Below are 13,974 nucleotides of genomic sequence, written 5' to 3' on the forward strand. Positions count from 1 at the left end.
GGCGCTGGCACGCTATCCTGGCGTGCGCTTCGGCGGCCAGATCAACATGTTTGGAAGTGTCGGATAAAGGCGCAGACGCTCAAACGCCGCGGCTAAAGCCATCTCTCGGCGTCGAGCCGTCCAGCGGATATAATTTGCGATGAGCGCATAGGCGACAACGGGCAGCCTTTCGCCGCGTTGGACAAGGATAGCGATGCAACGTTCTAGTCCGTCATGGAGAGCACGCGTTGCAAAATAATGAAACGTGAACGGATCGCTGCGCGCTTTGGCAAAAGCGATCAGCATAGCGGCGATCAATCCGCAAGCATCGATCTCGCATTGAGAATCGCCGAAACAGCTGTCGACAAAAGCGATAATCTGAAAGCCCTTGGTCTGCTCGACTGAGGTCAGCGAAAAAGAACTACAAGAAGTTGCATCGGAAAGCGCCTGGATGCGTTCGGGAAGAGTCTTGAATTGTTCAGACATGAGGCGCCCCCATCAGCTAGTTAGAACAAAAGAGTTTTGTCTATTCAGATTGTTTCCTTTTCGTTTTGGTTGGCAGGCGACGACGCGGGGTATAGCAACGTCCGCGAGGCTATTGCGGACATGTCGGTGCTCGCGCCCGTGCGTCAACGTCGTCACCCGCCTTCTTGCGTGCTACTTCGAGCCGGTATTGCTTGTAGCAGCGTCGTTGCTGGTTGGCGTTCCGCCGATCTGGGGGATGCTGACCTCGACGCCGGTCGCGGCGACGAAGACCTTGAAGCCGATCAGCGCGACAGCAATCAGAAGATAGCCGCGTAGCACGCCCATCCAGACCTTCGTCATCAACGTCATATGCAGGGCAGGCAGCCGATTAAGCGGCGGCATGCGCCAGTTCCGGCGCTCGAGCATCGTCATCTTGGCGAAGCGGTGATCTTGATCGTTGCCATATGCGGCAGCGGGCACGTCATAACTACGCTTGCGTGCTGCGAACGAAAAGACGAACCCGCAAAGCCCCAGCAAAGAGCCGCCAATCAGTATTTTCAGAATTGTGCTGTCAGCCACATCTGGGAAGACGGTCGCCACGGTGAGGATGATCGAGAGCAACACAAGGGACCAGATTATTGCTCCGGTGAATACATTGAGCTTAGGACCGTTGGACCAGGGGCCGACAACCGCCTTGTCGTTGCAAAGGAGGAGCAGGAAGACCGTGGCACTTGGTAGCAGCACGCCAGCGAGAGCCTGCACGGCACTGACAAAGAGGCCCAGCAGCGCATCACTTGCGAAGGCAACAAGGCCTGCGGCAATGAATATGAGAATCCCGTAAGCAACGTAGAATCCGATGGCATCCGTGACTTTGCGATGCAATGAGTGCCTCACCCTGAGGACGTCGGCGATCGCATAAGACGTCGAGAGCGAGACGGCTGCTGCGCCGATGAGGCAAGCATCCAAAAGAGCGATTGCAAAAATCGTCGCCGAATATGGACCCACATATTTGTCCAGCGCCGTAAGCACCGCACCTGTATCCGTGAAATTGCCGAATTCCGGCCGTCCGGCAAACAATGCGGCACAGAACGCCATCATGGCAACGGCGCCGATTACTACCAGGAGGATCCCGAGGCAAAGATCGACTTTCTCGTAGCCGTTGAAGGCGGGCGTGATCCGCTTATCGACAACATAGCTTTGTTGGAAAAAGAGCTGCCAAGGTGCGACGGTCGTGCCAACGATGCCAATGACAAGCAGCATGACTGCCGCCATGTCGGAGTGAGCGGGCCATTGCGGCACGAGCAGTCCATGGGCGATCTCACCGATTGGTGGATGGATGGCGAGGAGCACAGGTATTAGCAACAGACTGCCAAAGACCAAAACCATCGCGAAGCGTTCAAACCGCTTGAAACTTCCGGTGCTGACGGCGGCCACTATGAGCACCGCCGCGACAATCAGTCCCGGAACTCTTGGCAAACCAAAATATTGGAGTGCGAATACGATGCCGATGAACTCGGTTACAATGGTTAGTCCGTTGAGAAGAACTAGGTCTATAAGGCTGAAGGCACCCCAGAACTTTCCGAAACGTTCGAATATCAGTCGTGCATGGCCAACGCCCGTCACAGCACCTAGCCGTGACACCATCTCCTGATTCACGTAAATCACCGGGATCAAGAGCATCAACGTCCACAGCAGAGAGGTGCCGTAGTTCTGACCTGCCTGCGTATAGGTTCCAAAAGCGCCGGCATCATTGTCGCCGACCATGACAATCAGTCCCGGGCCGACGATTGCCATCAAGGTCGCCAGCCTAGCCCGCCAAGTCTTTCGTACACCGGTGTCGTGCTGCCGGATGGTGCCGAACGCGCCGTGGATGTCGCCAATATGCGCGCTATCCAGGACAGCGGGCGCGCTTGAGGCCAATTCGATTTGTTCAAGCGATGTCGCAGAGGTATCGGACATTTCAAACTCCGTTGAGTTTTGCTCGTTTTTGGGTGAATTCACTGGATCAGAGCGAAGCGGTTGTTGGCTGGCCCCGCTGCGGCGGATGCTTTGCGACTGGGCAAGCTCCAGCCGTGTTGGGCGGAATGGCGAGCACGGCGAGCCCGACGTTGATTGCCCGTTGGACGAGATCGGCGGTGTGGCGCCCCCCTGGGAAAGCCACGACAAAGTCGGGTCGGCTGTCTGTCAGCATGAAATCGCTGCGCAGCCCTTCGGCCTTCTTGCCGTAAAACTCCCAATTTGGCGGGTAACGCACCACAGCGATCCCATGGCGACGCGCCCACGCCTCAGCGATGATGCCGACGCCTGCAATGCTGCCGTGGACCACAACGCTGATTGGCTTTCGCCAATGCAGTGCAGTTAGTTCGTGATGCACCATCTCGGCGTCCTCGAAGTGACGTCCTCCACAGACTAGGAGGCGCATGGCCGTGTCCTTTCGGGCTGCTCTTCGGGACACGGTGCTGGTGCGCGCGAGTTGGCGGTGATGCAGGGCGCAGGTACGCGATTTCCTTCCGAGCTGTCGTTGACCGGGGCGGGATCAGTCGTTCCCCGACGCGGCTTAGGAAGCTTTTCGGCAATGCCCATGCTTTCCACGCGGCGCCGCATCTCGGCCCAGACTTCGCTGGGTTCAATATTGAGTGCGTGCCACAGAACGACCAAGTGATAGAGAAGATCGGCACTTTCGCTGACCGTCTTTTGGGTCCGCTTCCTCACCGCCTCGAGAGCGACCTCGGCAGCCTCCTCGACAACCTTCTGCGAGATCTTCCGCAATCCGGCATTCATCAGCTCTGCCGTGCGAGCATGCTCCGTCAATGTCACATCATTCAGCGCGTTGTAGAGCTGCTCTAAATCGTTGGCGAAGATAGTATTCGCGCAAGTCGTATTAGTGCCTGCGGGGCGCGCAGGCAGCAAAGCCACCACTGCATTCATTAGTTAATCCCTTCGTTTGAACTTTGCTGCCAACAGCAGCGCTACGCTGCGCACGGCATTGCCGTGTGTCGCTATGATCAATCGTCAGGATTCTTCAGAGTGGCGGATGTCTCCAATTGCCAGCCCCCAATCAGCCGGCCATCGGATTCCTGATGCCAATGGGCAAGAAGCTTTGGTCTCGCCAAGTTGCGAGCGCCCAATTTCAAGCCGGGAAACACCCCGGCGAATTGAATATCATCATGGGCGACCACCGGTGGCGCCCGACGTGTGTCGATGTTGAGATGAGCGGCCATGGCCACCTCCGTCTGTTCAAGCAGTTGCTCGAACCCGGGTGGCCTGGACGGACGGTGCTCAGCGTCGAAGTGCTGGCGCAGTTACGTCGGCAGAACCGACCCGAGCGATGATGCAACCCAGCGGAGCGTCGATAGCAGGTGACTGACGCCTACTATCTCCCTCCGAGGGGTCGTTGCTAGATCGCGGGTTCATATGATCCTCTGCTGTGCCAATCCGGATCCAATTCACGACGAACTGGACCACGACGCGAACAACCCTGCCGGTCTTCACTTCGCGCGACATTCATATATACTCTGGGGGGTATATTACAACTATACCCGGGTATAGCGGAGGGACGCGATGGCGCATGCGGTGGCTGAGAAGCAGAAGCTGCTGAATAGGGTCCGACGCCTTCGAGGTCAGGTCGATGCGATTGAACGGGCCCTCATCGCGGATGAGAGTTGCGGCGACGTGATGCGGATAGTCACGGCCACGCGCGGTGCGATCAACGGAATCATGGCCGAAGTCGTCAATGGGCACATTCAAGCGCATATGGTCGATGCGAACCGCACGCCCACAGAAGCTGAACGTAATGCCGCGCTCGAATTAGTCGACGTTTTGCACACCTACATCAAGTGAACTGCGATGGCTCCACAAAAAACACCAGTCAATCAGCCTGCCCACGTCGATCCTATAGATCACGAGGCAAACTTGACGCATCGATACCCGCTCGGCACCCGTTCAAGGGAACTACTGACGTTCATCGATGGGCTATGGCGCCTCGTTAGGTCTGGAACGCTTCCCTTGCTGATCGGCATCCTCACTATCGGCATCTTCATCATCGACACCATAACCCCTTACGAGATATCCGCTGCGACGTTTTATGTGATTGTCGTTCTATTGTCGGCTCGCTTCAGCCACACGCGGGGCATGGGCACGGTCTCTGGAATATGCATCGCGTTGACGATCGCGAGCTACATCCTGACGCCGAGTGGAAGCTTCGGAACCGGAGTCGTCAACACCTCGATCAGCCTGCTGGCGATCGCGGCAACGACCTATCTCGCTGTCAAGATGGAGACCGCTCGTGTGGCGGCCGAACAGGCGCAGACCCGCCTTGCGCACGTCGCTCGGATCACGACTCTCGGCGAGATCGCTGCCTCAATCGCCCATGAGGTCAATCAGCCGCTCGCCGCAATCGTGACCAACGCCAATGCATGTACACGCTGGATTCACGGAGATCCCGCGAACCTAGAAAAAGCCGCGTCTTCGATAGATAGCATCGTCAGCGACGCAAACCGAGCAAGTGAAATCATCAAGCGCGTCCAAGCGCTGTCTATGCGTGCAGAACCAAAGAGGTCCTGGATTGAGATCAACGTCGTAATCAGAGAGGTGCTGGGGCTTTTGCAAAGCCGTTTCCGAGAAAGCCGAGTTTCCGTTTATACGAACCTGTCGAGTGATCTGCCCATGATCTTCGGTGATCGTATTCAACTTCAACAGGTTGCACTCAACCTTCTCGTGAACGCGATAGATGCGATGGGTACGCTGCAGAGCAGTGTTCGTGAGATTCGAATAAACTCCGCTAAATCAAGCGCGTCCGGCGTGATGATCACGATAGAAGACACGGGAGGCGGTATCGATCCTGGCTTCGTAAGGCATCTTTTCGATGCCTTTCACTCCACCAAGAGCGATGGCATGGGAATTGGACTTTCAATATGCCGATCAATTATTGAATCTCACGGCGGTAATATTTGGGCTGAGCCGACCAATCCGCGCGGCGCTACCTTTTGTTTTACTCTGCCTGGCGACAGGGAGAAAATACTATGAGACAGTCGAAACAGCCCGTCGTTGTGGGCGGCACGGTAGCCGTCGTCGACGATGATCTTTCCGTGCGTGAAGCGCTCAGAAATCTCCTGAGTTCTGTCGGACTTGATATTCACACCTTTGCGTCTACGCACGAGTTTTTGGCGTGGTCGATTCCTGATACGCCGATTTGCTTGGTATTGGACGTTAGAATGCCGGGTCAGAACGGCTTGGATTTCCAACAAGAGCTTTTCAGAACGCGTGTGGAGATCCCGGTCGTGTTCATTACGGCGCACGGGGATATCCCGATGTCGGTCCGGGCTATGAAGTTTGGCGCGATCGAATTTCTGACCAAGCCGTTTAGGGACCAAGACCTACTTGATGCGATCTATCTCGGTCTCCAGACTTCGCAAATCCGACGAAACGAGAAGACAATGACAGCTGATCTTCGCGCGCGGTACGATTCGCTTTCTGTTCGCGAGCGCCAAGTTATGGACATGATACTTGATGGAAAACTCACAAAGCAAATTGCTGCGAAGTTTGCACTCAGCGAAATCACGGTGAAGGTGTGTCGGGCGCAGATCATGCGGAAGATGGAGGCGGCATCCTTGCTTGAACTCGGGCGGATGTCCGAGAGATTGGAAAGAATAAGGGATTGAGAGGCAGTCGATTATTGCTGACTTCAATGCGGCCTTGGAGAGCAGCTTGGGCTCACGCAGGAGCGTGCGCGATCTGACGAGCTATTCTGCCTCGCCATCAACGTCCTCAGAAATCTCCTGATGAAGCTTCGGGCCCTTCGCGAGACGGCGGCCGAGAGCTGTGACAAACTGATCATAGCGTTCGCCAGCTTTGGCGCGCGCGGCCTGCGCAGCAGGTTCTGGCAAACTCGGTGTGGTGGTCACCCAGAAGCGCACGAAGACTGCGAGCATCTCGACCGATATTCCGATATCGCGCTCCATCCGCGACATGCGTCGGTCGAGCTGGTCGAGGCGTTTCGTGATGACGGCCTCCTGGCGTTCGGCGGCATCGGGTGAGAGGAATGACTCGATCGCCGCCTCCGCGACCAACGATCGCGAATGGTCGCGGCGCGCGGCGTGATCTGCGAGCCGGTTCATGACAGAGGGGTCGAGATAGACGGAGAGGCGTTGCTTGCGGGGTGGTTTCGTCACGGGCGTCTCACAGCTCCATGCCGTCACCGGGGTCGAGCGAGACCTGGCGCGCGACGCCCTGCATGAGCCGGTTCATACGGCTGGTGCGCACGGCATCGTCGTCAGACTCGTCCCGATCGGTATCGATCTCGAACGGGTTGTCGATTGGCACTTTCTTCTCGACGGGGTTCACCCGATTGAGTTCCGGTTGCTGGCGGCGTTCCGACTCGGTTGGATCTTCATCGGCGGGCTGCGCTAGCAAGGTGGCCTCGGCAATCTGTGGTCGGGCTGGCAACTGGTGCGTGGTCCAATCGTCGGGCTGTCCTTGCTGCGACGTTGTGAGCGCGGGCGGCGGCAGCAGGCGTTCCTTGAACCGAGCATCCTCGTAATAGCGCGCCTTCTTCGCACGAATCGGCGGCGTGCCCGCCGCCATGACGATCTCGTCGGTGGGAGGGAGCTGCATGATTTCGCCAGGTGTGAGCAGTGGCCGAGCTGTTTCCGAGCGCGAAACCATCAGATGGCCAAGCCAGGGGGACAGCCGGTGGCCGGCATAGTTCTTCATGGCCTTCATCTCGGTGGCGGTGCCGAGGGCGTCCGAAACGCGCTTGGCGGTACGCTCGTCGTTGGTCGCGAAGCTGACGCGCACATGGCAATTGTCGAGGATCGAATTGTTCGCCCCGTAGGCCTTTTCGATCTGGTTTAGGGATTGCGCGATCAGGAAGCTCTTCAGACCGTAGCCGGCCATGAAGGCCAGTGCTGACTCAAAGAAGTCGAGCCTCCCCAGCGCCGGAAACTCGTCCAACATCAGCAGGAGACGATGGCGTTCGCCCTTTGCTTGCAGATCCTCGGTCAGGCGTCGGCCGATTTGATTGAGGATCAGTCGGATAAGCGGTTTGGTGCGGTTGATGTCGGATGGTGGCACGACGAGATAGAGTGTTGCCGGGTATTTTCCGCCCACGATATCGGAGATCCGCCAGTCACAGCGCCGCGTCACTTCGGCGACGACGGGATCGCGATAGAGTCCCAGGAACGACATGGCGGTAGAGAGCACGCCTGAGCGTTCGTTGTCGGATTTGTTGAGGAGCTCGCGTGCGGCGCTGGCGATCACGGGATGCGGTCCGGCGTCGCCGAGATGCGCCGTCTTCATCATCGCATCGAGGGTGGATTCAATTGGTCGCTTCGGATCAGAGAGGAACGCCGCGACGCCGGCCAGAGTCTTGTCCTTTTCCGCATAGAGGACGTGGAGGATCGCGCCGACTAGCAGCGCATGGCTCGTCTTTTCCCAATGGTTCCGCTTGTCCAACGACCCTTCTGGGTCGACCAGGATGTCGGCGATGTTCTGGACGTCGCGAACCTCCCATTCGCCGCGGCGCACCTCGAGCAGAGGATTGTAGGCAGCGGATTTTGTGTTGGTCGGGTCAAAGAGCAGCACGCGGCCGTGCCTGGCGCGGAAGCCGGCGGTGAGCTGCCAGTTCTCGCCCTTGATGTCGTGAACAATCGCCGAGCCCGGCCAGGTCAACAGCGAGGGCACAACGAGGCCAACACCCTTGCCGCTTCGGGTGGGCGCGAAGCACAGAACATGTTCAGGCCCATCATGGCGCAGATAAGCGTGCTCGTAGCGTCCCAGCACGACACCATCGGGACCGAGAAGGCCGGCCGTCTCCACCTCCTTCTTCTCGGCCCAACGCGCCGAGCCATAGGTCTCGACCTTCTTGGCCTCGCGTGCACGCCAGACCGACATGCCGATGGCGACGGCGATCGAGATGAAGCCACCGGACGCCGCGATGAAAGCGCCTTCGACGAAGATCGCGGGTGCGTAGGCGTCGAAGCCGTACCACCACCAGAAGAAGGAGGGTGGCAGATAGAAAGGAAAGCCGAACAGCGTGAACCACGGCGCGCCCAACTCCGGCTGGAACGCCAATCGCCAAGCCACCCATTCCGTTGCGCCCCAAGTGGTGGCGAGGACGATCAGGAAAACGGTGAGGATCTGGCCCCATAGGATCTTCGTGGCGGACATTGGAACGGTCCTTTCGGAGAGAGGTTAGAGGCCGAGCCCTCGTTTGCGGCCAAAGCTCCAGTCGATGCCGCCATCATCGCGGGCGACGCCGGAAACATGCTTGCCGAGGTGCTTTTCCAGAGAGGGTGACCAGGGCACGAGTTGGAAGCCGAGGCCGTCGTCCAGCATGGCAAAGCGGCCGGAGGCGAGTGCCAAACGCTGGCGGTAGGTGCCGGCAACATACTCGCCGCTTCCCGCGCGATTGAACGGCTGGCCTGTTTCGGCGGAGAGTTTTTCGCCGGCCGCTTCCAGCTCGCGACGGCGCAGCGTGTCGATCAGCCCGCGATTGAAGGTGACACGCTGGCCGTGTCGCTCGCCGAAGCCCTGTCCGACCAGATGATCCGCGCGTCGATCCAGCGCCTGCCGTACCTCGGCGCCGAAGCCGGCCTCGGACAGGGCGGCAGGTTCGCGCGCGATGTTCTGCCGATCGAGCCAAGTCGCGCCGGTTGCCGTGACCTGACGATCGATATCGAGATCGGAGCGGACGGCGATTGCGACCCGGCGCTGTCCCTGTGCATCATCGAACGCACGCAACTCGACGATCGAACCCGCCGCGCTGTCACCGGCGGCTTCGAGATCGGGCAGCTTGATGTGATGGGTGCGGCCGTCGACGCCGTCGACCACGGCGTAGGCGGAGCCCTTCAGCTCGTCATCAAGACCGCGATCGACCAATCGGCCGATCACGGGCGCATCGAGGCTTTCGGCCGCGAGCACATAGCCCGCCGAGCCGCGTTCGATGCCGCGATCCGTCAAAGCCCGGTGCATGCGTTTGATGATGTCGCCGCGCTCGCCGAGTTCACGCAGAGTCGCCTCGGCCTTCGTGTCGATCGCCCATTGACCGGGGCCGACCTGCTCGGCGAGGCCGAGTGTTTCCAGCTTGCGGAGCCGTCCGACCTTCAGCGCATGAAATTCGTCGAGCCGGACGTTCGGATCGATCGCCGTCTCGATGACGCCCGTGGCATGGCCATCGCGGATAAGCTGGCGGTCAAGCTGCGTGAAGCGCTCGGCATCGACCTGGCGTTTCAGGCTGCGCTGGATGTCGAGGTCGGTGCGCGGCCCTAATTCCTGCGTGATGAGGTCACGCGCGCGGTCGCGCATTCCTTCCTTGATGTAGTCGCGTGAGATGACGAGGTCCTGCCCGTCGTCACGGACCCCGCGCACGATCAGGTGGACATGGGGATGCTCGGTGTTCCAGTGGTCGACCGCCACCCAATCGAGGCGGGTGTCGAGATCCTTTTCCATCTGCGTGACGAGATCGCGGGTGAAGGACCGCAGGTCGGCCATGTCGGGCGCATCGTCGGGCGAGACGATGAACCGGAAATGGTGGCGGTCGTCCTGGCACCGTTCCGCAAAGGCCTTCGGATCGGCGTCGTCGCCCCCGGGACCGAAGAGATGGGCCTTCTCCCCATCGCGGGTCACGCCTTCGCGGCGCAGATAATTGAGGTGGGTCGCGAGCGGCGCCGAGCGCGATGTCTGGCGCACGACGCGCGCCTTGATGACAGCGCCGCGCGTTCGCGCGGTGAGCAGCCGGTTCGCCTGGATGCTCGCACGCTGGCCCCGCCCGAAGCGCGAGCGGTTGCCGGACACGATCCGGCCGGAGCGTGAGACGCCGGCCCCGGCCTTCTTCGCCGCGGCGAGAGCCTGCGCGATGAAGGGACGAGCCTGCTGCGCACGGGTCGAGCGGATGCGGCCCGGCCGGATGCGGAAATCACTGTCGCCGGTCATGGCTGATGCCTCGCACATCGCGCCAAGCACAGGAAATCGCAGGAAAATCGGCGTAGTCGTGAGGTGCGGGGAAATCCCGCACATCGCGAAATCGCCTCATAACCTATTGAAAAACCACAACCGACCCAAGCCGCACCTCGCGGCCTTTTATCCTGCCATCGTCCGGTCGTGTTGCCTGCCTCTACCCTCAACGCACACCATGACGCGCTTGAGCACGCTATCGTGCGATCAGGAACCGGGCTGCTCATGGCGCATTCCTTTGGCCCGAACGCGGGACAAACAGCCCGCCCGACTGCGGCTCGATGGCGGAAACATCGCGCACGGACGATGTCGTCATCGCGGCATCGGAAGCGCGCTCGGCCGGTACGGGAACGGGTATCGATATGCGCTCAGCTTGCGCGATGAACAGCGGCGCGCGTGTCCAGGCGAGTGCATCGGCCGCGGCGGCCACGATCGGCCAAGTCGCATCGCCGCTGGTCACCGACGGCGCGACGATGGCGACATAGGCGCGCGTTTCCGCGGGCAGCGCCCGGCCCTTCAGCGAGTCCTCGTAACGACCAGGACCGGCATTGTAGGCCGCGATCCAGCCGGGCGATCCGTAGCGATCGAACAGCTCGCGGATGTAGCCGGCGCCGGCGATGATGTTGTCATGCGGATCATAAGGATCAGCGCCGAGACGGTGGCGAAGGCGCAAGCCTGCCCAAGTGGGCGGCATGATCTGCATCAGGCCCATCGCGCCCTTCGGCGAAAGGGCGCGTGGATCGCCTGCACTTTCGGCACGCATCACCGCCCTGATCCATGCGATCGGAACGCCGAAGCGCCGCGAAGCCTCGGCGATATGATCGCCATAGGGATCGCGTGGCGACGGTCGATCGGCGCCCAAGTCCTGCGCCATCGTGATCGCCGGCATGATGCTCGCGAGGCTAAGGCCGGAAAGGAGGAGGAGAGCCATGCGCCGGGCAGCGCAGCGCGGCCCGGACGCAATCGAACGGCTCCTCGGTTGACGAGAGCCAAGCATCGCTCAGTCCTTCTCGCCGCGATCGCGCGGACGCGACCAATGCAGCGACCAGGCCGAGCCGCCATCGTCGTCGCGGAACATGTTGGCGCGGATCGGGTGCGGGAATGTCGGATCGTCGATCAGCAGCGCGACGTATTCGCCGGCCTTCTCTCCGGAGCGTTTCCATCCGGCGCCGATCTCCGCGCCCGGCTCATTGTTCATGCCGTCGAAGACATGCACGCGATACTGCGGTGCGTTCTCAACCTCGGTCGGTTCGGCTGCGATGATTATGACGTCCTGGTTCAAAACCAGCGTCGTCAGATGCCCGACGAAGCCGGTCTCGTCGCGCGTGAATTCGCCAATCTGGGGCATGTCAGTCTCCTTCGCGGTGGGGATTGGGACAGCCATCGGCGAGCACCGCTCCCGCCGAATGGGAAGGCGGTCAGCGTGTCGGCGCACGCCATTCGAAGCGGCCGGTGCCGTCTTCATCGGTCCACAGTGGGACGGCACGGCCGATGATCTGGTCGGTCGAGATCAGGCCGAAGTAGCGGCCGTCGAGGCTGTCGCGGACCTGCCAGTTCATGAGGAAGACTTCGCCAGTCTGGACCCGGCGGCAGCCTTGCCAGACGGGAAGATCGCGGCCTGCGCGATCGCGCTCCAGTGCCGCACCGACCTCCACACCATCGACGGTGATAGTGAGGTTCGAACGGCAAACGGTCTGCCCGGAGACGGCGAGGATGCGCTTCATCAGCGGCACGCCCTTGGGCAGGTAGCCGCGCTCGGCGAGGAATGTCGCGAGCGGCTCGGGCGCATCGACCGCAACGAGATCGGTAACGTCGAGCGGCCCGTCGAAGTCGATCGAATAGAACCCGATGGGCGCGCTCGCCGATGCGTTCCAGATCAGCTTGATGGGCATCGGCGTGAGGCCGGGATAGCCGACGCTGAGCGCGGCGAGCGTCGTCGCCAGGAGAAGTCCGGCGCGGCTCACGACTCGGCCTTTCGGCGCAGCAGGAATGCGCGATGATGGTCGAGCGTGTAGGTGCGCGGCTCGTGTCCAGCAGCGAGCCGGTTGTGGACGTGACGCCAATGATCGGGCGAAACCGCTTCGGGATCGATGCCGATGCGCTCGATGGCGTCGATCGCCTGCAGCACGCGCTCGACCCTGGGCCAGCTCTCGACCTTCAGCAGGATTTCGCCGCCAGGACGAACGAAAGGCAGCGTCTGGTACGTCTCGCCGCGCGCAACCGAGCGCACGACGTCGATGCGCGAGATGATCGTTCCGAAGTCATTCGAGGCCCAGCGCACGAAGGCGAAGACCGCGCCGGGGCGAAAAGACAGGACACGCCGACGGCGATCGAGAATCTGTTCGTGGGCGTGCGTGCCGAAGCGGATCCAGTTCTCGATCTTCTTCTCAACCCAGGTCAGTTCGACATGGGTGAGATTGTCTTGGTGGCGTGCGGTCGGCGTCGGGCCGCCGCGCGCGCGGGGGGCCGCGGCGCCGGTCATGAGGGGTCTCCTTCGATGTGTGGGAATTCGCGCGCGAGCATCTCGCGCAGCATGTCGGCAACGGTAACGCCGCGCCGGAAGGCAGCGATCTTGATCCGTCCACGTAAGGCGGGCGTGACGTCGATCGTCATGCGGGCGGTGAAGGCTTCATCGTCCGGCGCGCGCGGCGCGGTGGCATCTGCGGCCTTGATCCAGGCCTCTTGATTGGTCGGACGTGCCGCAAAGCCGCGCCGTTCGGATCGCTCGCTCATGGTGAGATCCTTTCGAGCTCGGTGACGAGCGCCGCGATCTCGCGCGCGGCGGGTCCGTCGTCGTCGATCTCGAAAGCGAGCCGGCCCGATTGCGCGGCGTCGGCGTAGATGACGCGCTGTCCGATCGCCGTGCGCAGCACTGGCGGATCGTGGTCGGCGAGCGTCTCGGCCGTCTCGCGGGCGATCACGGTGCGCGCGCCGCAGCGATTGAGGACGAAGCGAGCGCGAAGCTCCGGCCGATAGATGCGCGCCTCCGACAGGAGCGCCAGCATCTCGGCCGAGGCCCAACCATCGAGCGGCGACGGCTGCACGGGGATCAGCACGAGGTCGGCGGCGAGCAGCGCGGATCGCATCAGCCCGGCGACGCGCGGCGGCCCGTCGATCACCACATGATCGACATCGCGCGCCAGCTCGGGCGCCTCACGGTGGAGCGTGTCGCGCGCCAGGCCGACGACGCCGAACAGGCGCGGCGCGTGCTCGCGGGCGCGTTGCTGCGACCAGTCGAGCGCCGAACCCTGGGGGTCCGCATCGACGAGCGTGACCCGCTTTCCCCTACCGGCCCATTCGCCGGCTAGGTGCAGCGCCAGCGTCGTCTTGCCGACGCCGCCCTTCTGGTTGAGGAAGGCCACGATCATCGGCGGCCTCCCGGGCGTGGACCGAAGGGAAGCTGCGGAGGGCCGGAGGTCCCGTTTCTCGCCGCGCCAGCGTTGGTAAGAGCGGCGCTGCTGGTGCGCCGCTTGCCAGCGGCGCTTAGCGCGTTCGCGGCCTGCCGGACGAGGTTTTCCACCTCTCGCGCGCGCTCTTCAAAGTTAGATTCTCTGTTAGATTCTAAGTTAGCGAGGCGAT

General features: G+C 61.4%; 17 protein-coding genes. 3 read left to right on the plus strand and 14 right to left on the minus strand.

Annotated elements, in window-relative coordinates:
- Window positions 1–12: 12 nt before the first annotated feature.
- From H4W01_RS14930 to H4W01_RS14950, 5 genes are all read right to left on the minus strand, one after another.
- On the minus strand, window positions 13–465 hold the full coding sequence (locus H4W01_RS14930) for a hypothetical protein (protein ID WP_006022590.1): 453 nt from the start codon (window positions 463–465) through the stop codon (window positions 13–15).
- A gap of 171 nt (window positions 466–636) precedes the next feature.
- Window positions 637–2,403 (minus strand): NRAMP family divalent metal transporter, encoded by a 1,767-nt coding sequence (locus H4W01_RS14935; RefSeq protein ID WP_006022591.1) that lies wholly within the window; start codon window positions 2,401–2,403, stop codon window positions 637–639.
- Window positions 2,404–2,449: 46 nt separating this feature from the next.
- A complete protein-coding gene (locus H4W01_RS14940; RefSeq protein ID WP_242443339.1) occupies window positions 2,450–2,821 on the minus strand; it encodes an SLOG family protein in 372 nt (123 codons plus the stop codon).
- A 32-nt stretch (window positions 2,822–2,853) separates the two neighbouring features.
- Complete coding sequence (hisE, locus tag H4W01_RS14945; RefSeq protein WP_006022593.1) at window positions 2,854–3,372, minus strand: phosphoribosyl-ATP diphosphatase; 519 nt, start codon at window positions 3,370–3,372, stop codon at window positions 2,854–2,856.
- A gap of 77 nt (window positions 3,373–3,449) precedes the next feature.
- Window positions 3,450–3,665, minus strand: coding sequence for a hypothetical protein (locus tag H4W01_RS14950; protein WP_124810155.1), 216 nt, complete (start codon window positions 3,663–3,665; stop codon window positions 3,450–3,452).
- Between the two features lie 340 nt (window positions 3,666–4,005).
- Here H4W01_RS14950 and H4W01_RS14955 point away from each other — a divergent pair, with 340 nt between their 5' ends.
- From H4W01_RS14955 to H4W01_RS14965, 3 genes are all read left to right on the plus strand, one after another.
- The gene (locus H4W01_RS14955) at window positions 4,006–4,284 is read left to right on the plus strand and encodes a metal/formaldehyde-sensitive transcriptional repressor (protein WP_006022595.1); all 279 of its coding nucleotides are present in this window, start codon (window positions 4,006–4,008) and stop codon (window positions 4,282–4,284) included.
- Window positions 4,285–4,449: 165 nt separating this feature from the next.
- Window positions 4,450–5,469 (plus strand): sensor histidine kinase, encoded by a 1,020-nt coding sequence (locus tag H4W01_RS14960; protein WP_197057830.1) that lies wholly within the window; start codon window positions 4,450–4,452, stop codon window positions 5,467–5,469.
- Window positions 5,466–6,104, plus strand: a complete 639-nt coding sequence (locus H4W01_RS14965) for a response regulator transcription factor (RefSeq protein WP_006022597.1) — start codon at window positions 5,466–5,468, stop codon at window positions 6,102–6,104. The genes H4W01_RS14960 and H4W01_RS14965 overlap by 4 nt, the downstream gene beginning before the upstream one ends.
- An 81-nt stretch (window positions 6,105–6,185) precedes the next feature.
- On the opposite strand, the gene H4W01_RS14970 is transcribed toward H4W01_RS14965, so the two are convergent.
- The 9 genes from H4W01_RS14970 to parA all read right to left on the minus strand — a co-directional run bounded on the left by H4W01_RS14970 (window position 6,186) and on the right by parA (window position 13,763).
- The gene (locus tag H4W01_RS14970) at window positions 6,186–6,614 is read right to left on the minus strand and encodes a hypothetical protein (protein WP_006022598.1); all 429 of its coding nucleotides are present in this window, start codon (window positions 6,612–6,614) and stop codon (window positions 6,186–6,188) included.
- Window positions 6,615–6,621: 7 nt separating this feature from the next.
- Window positions 6,622–8,610, minus strand: a complete 1,989-nt coding sequence (locus H4W01_RS14975; RefSeq protein WP_006022599.1) for a conjugal transfer protein TraG — start codon at window positions 8,608–8,610, stop codon at window positions 6,622–6,624.
- Between the two features lie 24 nt (window positions 8,611–8,634).
- Window positions 8,635–10,374, minus strand: a complete 1,740-nt coding sequence (locus H4W01_RS14980; protein WP_033965849.1) for a relaxase/mobilization nuclease domain-containing protein — start codon at window positions 10,372–10,374, stop codon at window positions 8,635–8,637.
- 244 nt (window positions 10,375–10,618) lie between these two features.
- Window positions 10,619–11,284: a lytic transglycosylase domain-containing protein gene (locus tag H4W01_RS14985; protein WP_063830810.1), complete on the minus strand. Its 666-nt coding sequence runs from the start codon at window positions 11,282–11,284 to the stop codon at window positions 10,619–10,621.
- Between the two features lie 111 nt (window positions 11,285–11,395).
- The gene (locus H4W01_RS14990; protein WP_006022602.1) at window positions 11,396–11,743 is read right to left on the minus strand and encodes a DUF736 domain-containing protein; all 348 of its coding nucleotides are present in this window, start codon (window positions 11,741–11,743) and stop codon (window positions 11,396–11,398) included.
- Between the two features lie 70 nt (window positions 11,744–11,813).
- Complete coding sequence (locus tag H4W01_RS14995) at window positions 11,814–12,359, minus strand: S26 family signal peptidase (protein ID WP_006022603.1); 546 nt, start codon at window positions 12,357–12,359, stop codon at window positions 11,814–11,816.
- Window positions 12,356–12,877 carry a DUF2840 domain-containing protein gene (locus tag H4W01_RS15000; protein ID WP_006022604.1) on the minus strand — a complete coding sequence of 174 codons (522 nt, stop codon included), beginning with the start codon at window positions 12,875–12,877 and terminating at the stop codon, window positions 12,356–12,358. The genes H4W01_RS14995 and H4W01_RS15000 overlap by 4 nt, the downstream gene beginning before the upstream one ends.
- Window positions 12,874–13,128, minus strand: a complete 255-nt coding sequence (locus H4W01_RS15005; protein ID WP_006022605.1) for a hypothetical protein — start codon at window positions 13,126–13,128, stop codon at window positions 12,874–12,876. Before H4W01_RS15005 ends, H4W01_RS15000 begins: the two co-directional genes overlap by 4 nt.
- A complete protein-coding gene (parA, locus tag H4W01_RS15010; RefSeq protein WP_006022606.1) occupies window positions 13,125–13,763 on the minus strand; it encodes a ParA family partition ATPase in 639 nt (212 codons plus the stop codon). The genes H4W01_RS15005 and parA overlap by 4 nt, the downstream gene beginning before the upstream one ends.
- Window positions 13,764–13,974: the final 211 nt, after the last annotated feature.

It is taken from the genome of Sphingomonas sp. PL20 (genome assembly GCF_017875905.1).
In the GTDB taxonomy this organism is placed as follows: domain Bacteria; phylum Pseudomonadota; class Alphaproteobacteria; order Sphingomonadales; family Sphingomonadaceae; genus Sphingomonas; species Sphingomonas echinoides.

What these genes read in the sequence shown, in the direction of transcription:
- H4W01_RS15005 (WP_006022605.1), bottom strand. Translation starts at nt 13,128, where the DNA reads ATGAGCGAGCGATCCGAACGGCGCGGCTTTGCGGCACGTCCGACCAAT.
- H4W01_RS14950 (WP_124810155.1), bottom strand. Translation starts at nt 3,665, where the DNA reads ATGGCCGCTCATCTCAACATCGACACACGTCGGGCGCCACCGGTGGTC.
- H4W01_RS14985 (WP_063830810.1), bottom strand. Translation starts at nt 11,284, where the DNA reads ATGCCGGCGATCACGATGGCGCAGGACTTGGGCGCCGATCGACCGTCG.
- H4W01_RS14990 (WP_006022602.1), bottom strand. Translation starts at nt 11,743, where the DNA reads ATGCCCCAGATTGGCGAATTCACGCGCGACGAGACCGGCTTCGTCGGG.
- H4W01_RS14980 (WP_033965849.1), bottom strand. Translation starts at nt 10,374, where the DNA reads ATGACCGGCGACAGTGATTTCCGCATCCGGCCGGGCCGCATCCGCTCG.
- parA (WP_006022606.1), bottom strand. Translation starts at nt 13,763, where the DNA reads ATGATCGTGGCCTTCCTCAACCAGAAGGGCGGCGTCGGCAAGACGACG.
- H4W01_RS14965 (WP_006022597.1), top strand. Translation starts at nt 5,466, where the DNA reads ATGAGACAGTCGAAACAGCCCGTCGTTGTGGGCGGCACGGTAGCCGTC.
- H4W01_RS14955 (WP_006022595.1), top strand. Translation starts at nt 4,006, where the DNA reads ATGGCGCATGCGGTGGCTGAGAAGCAGAAGCTGCTGAATAGGGTCCGA.
- H4W01_RS14930 (WP_006022590.1), bottom strand. Translation starts at nt 465, where the DNA reads ATGTCTGAACAATTCAAGACTCTTCCCGAACGCATCCAGGCGCTTTCC.
- H4W01_RS14940 (WP_242443339.1), bottom strand. Translation starts at nt 2,821, where the DNA reads ATGGTGCATCACGAACTAACTGCACTGCATTGGCGAAAGCCAATCAGC.
- H4W01_RS14975 (WP_006022599.1), bottom strand. Translation starts at nt 8,610, where the DNA reads ATGTCCGCCACGAAGATCCTATGGGGCCAGATCCTCACCGTTTTCCTG.
- H4W01_RS15000 (WP_006022604.1), bottom strand. Translation starts at nt 12,877, where the DNA reads ATGACCGGCGCCGCGGCCCCCCGCGCGCGCGGCGGCCCGACGCCGACC.
- hisE (WP_006022593.1), bottom strand. Translation starts at nt 3,372, where the DNA reads ATGAATGCAGTGGTGGCTTTGCTGCCTGCGCGCCCCGCAGGCACTAAT.
- H4W01_RS14935 (WP_006022591.1), bottom strand. Translation starts at nt 2,403, where the DNA reads ATGTCCGATACCTCTGCGACATCGCTTGAACAAATCGAATTGGCCTCA.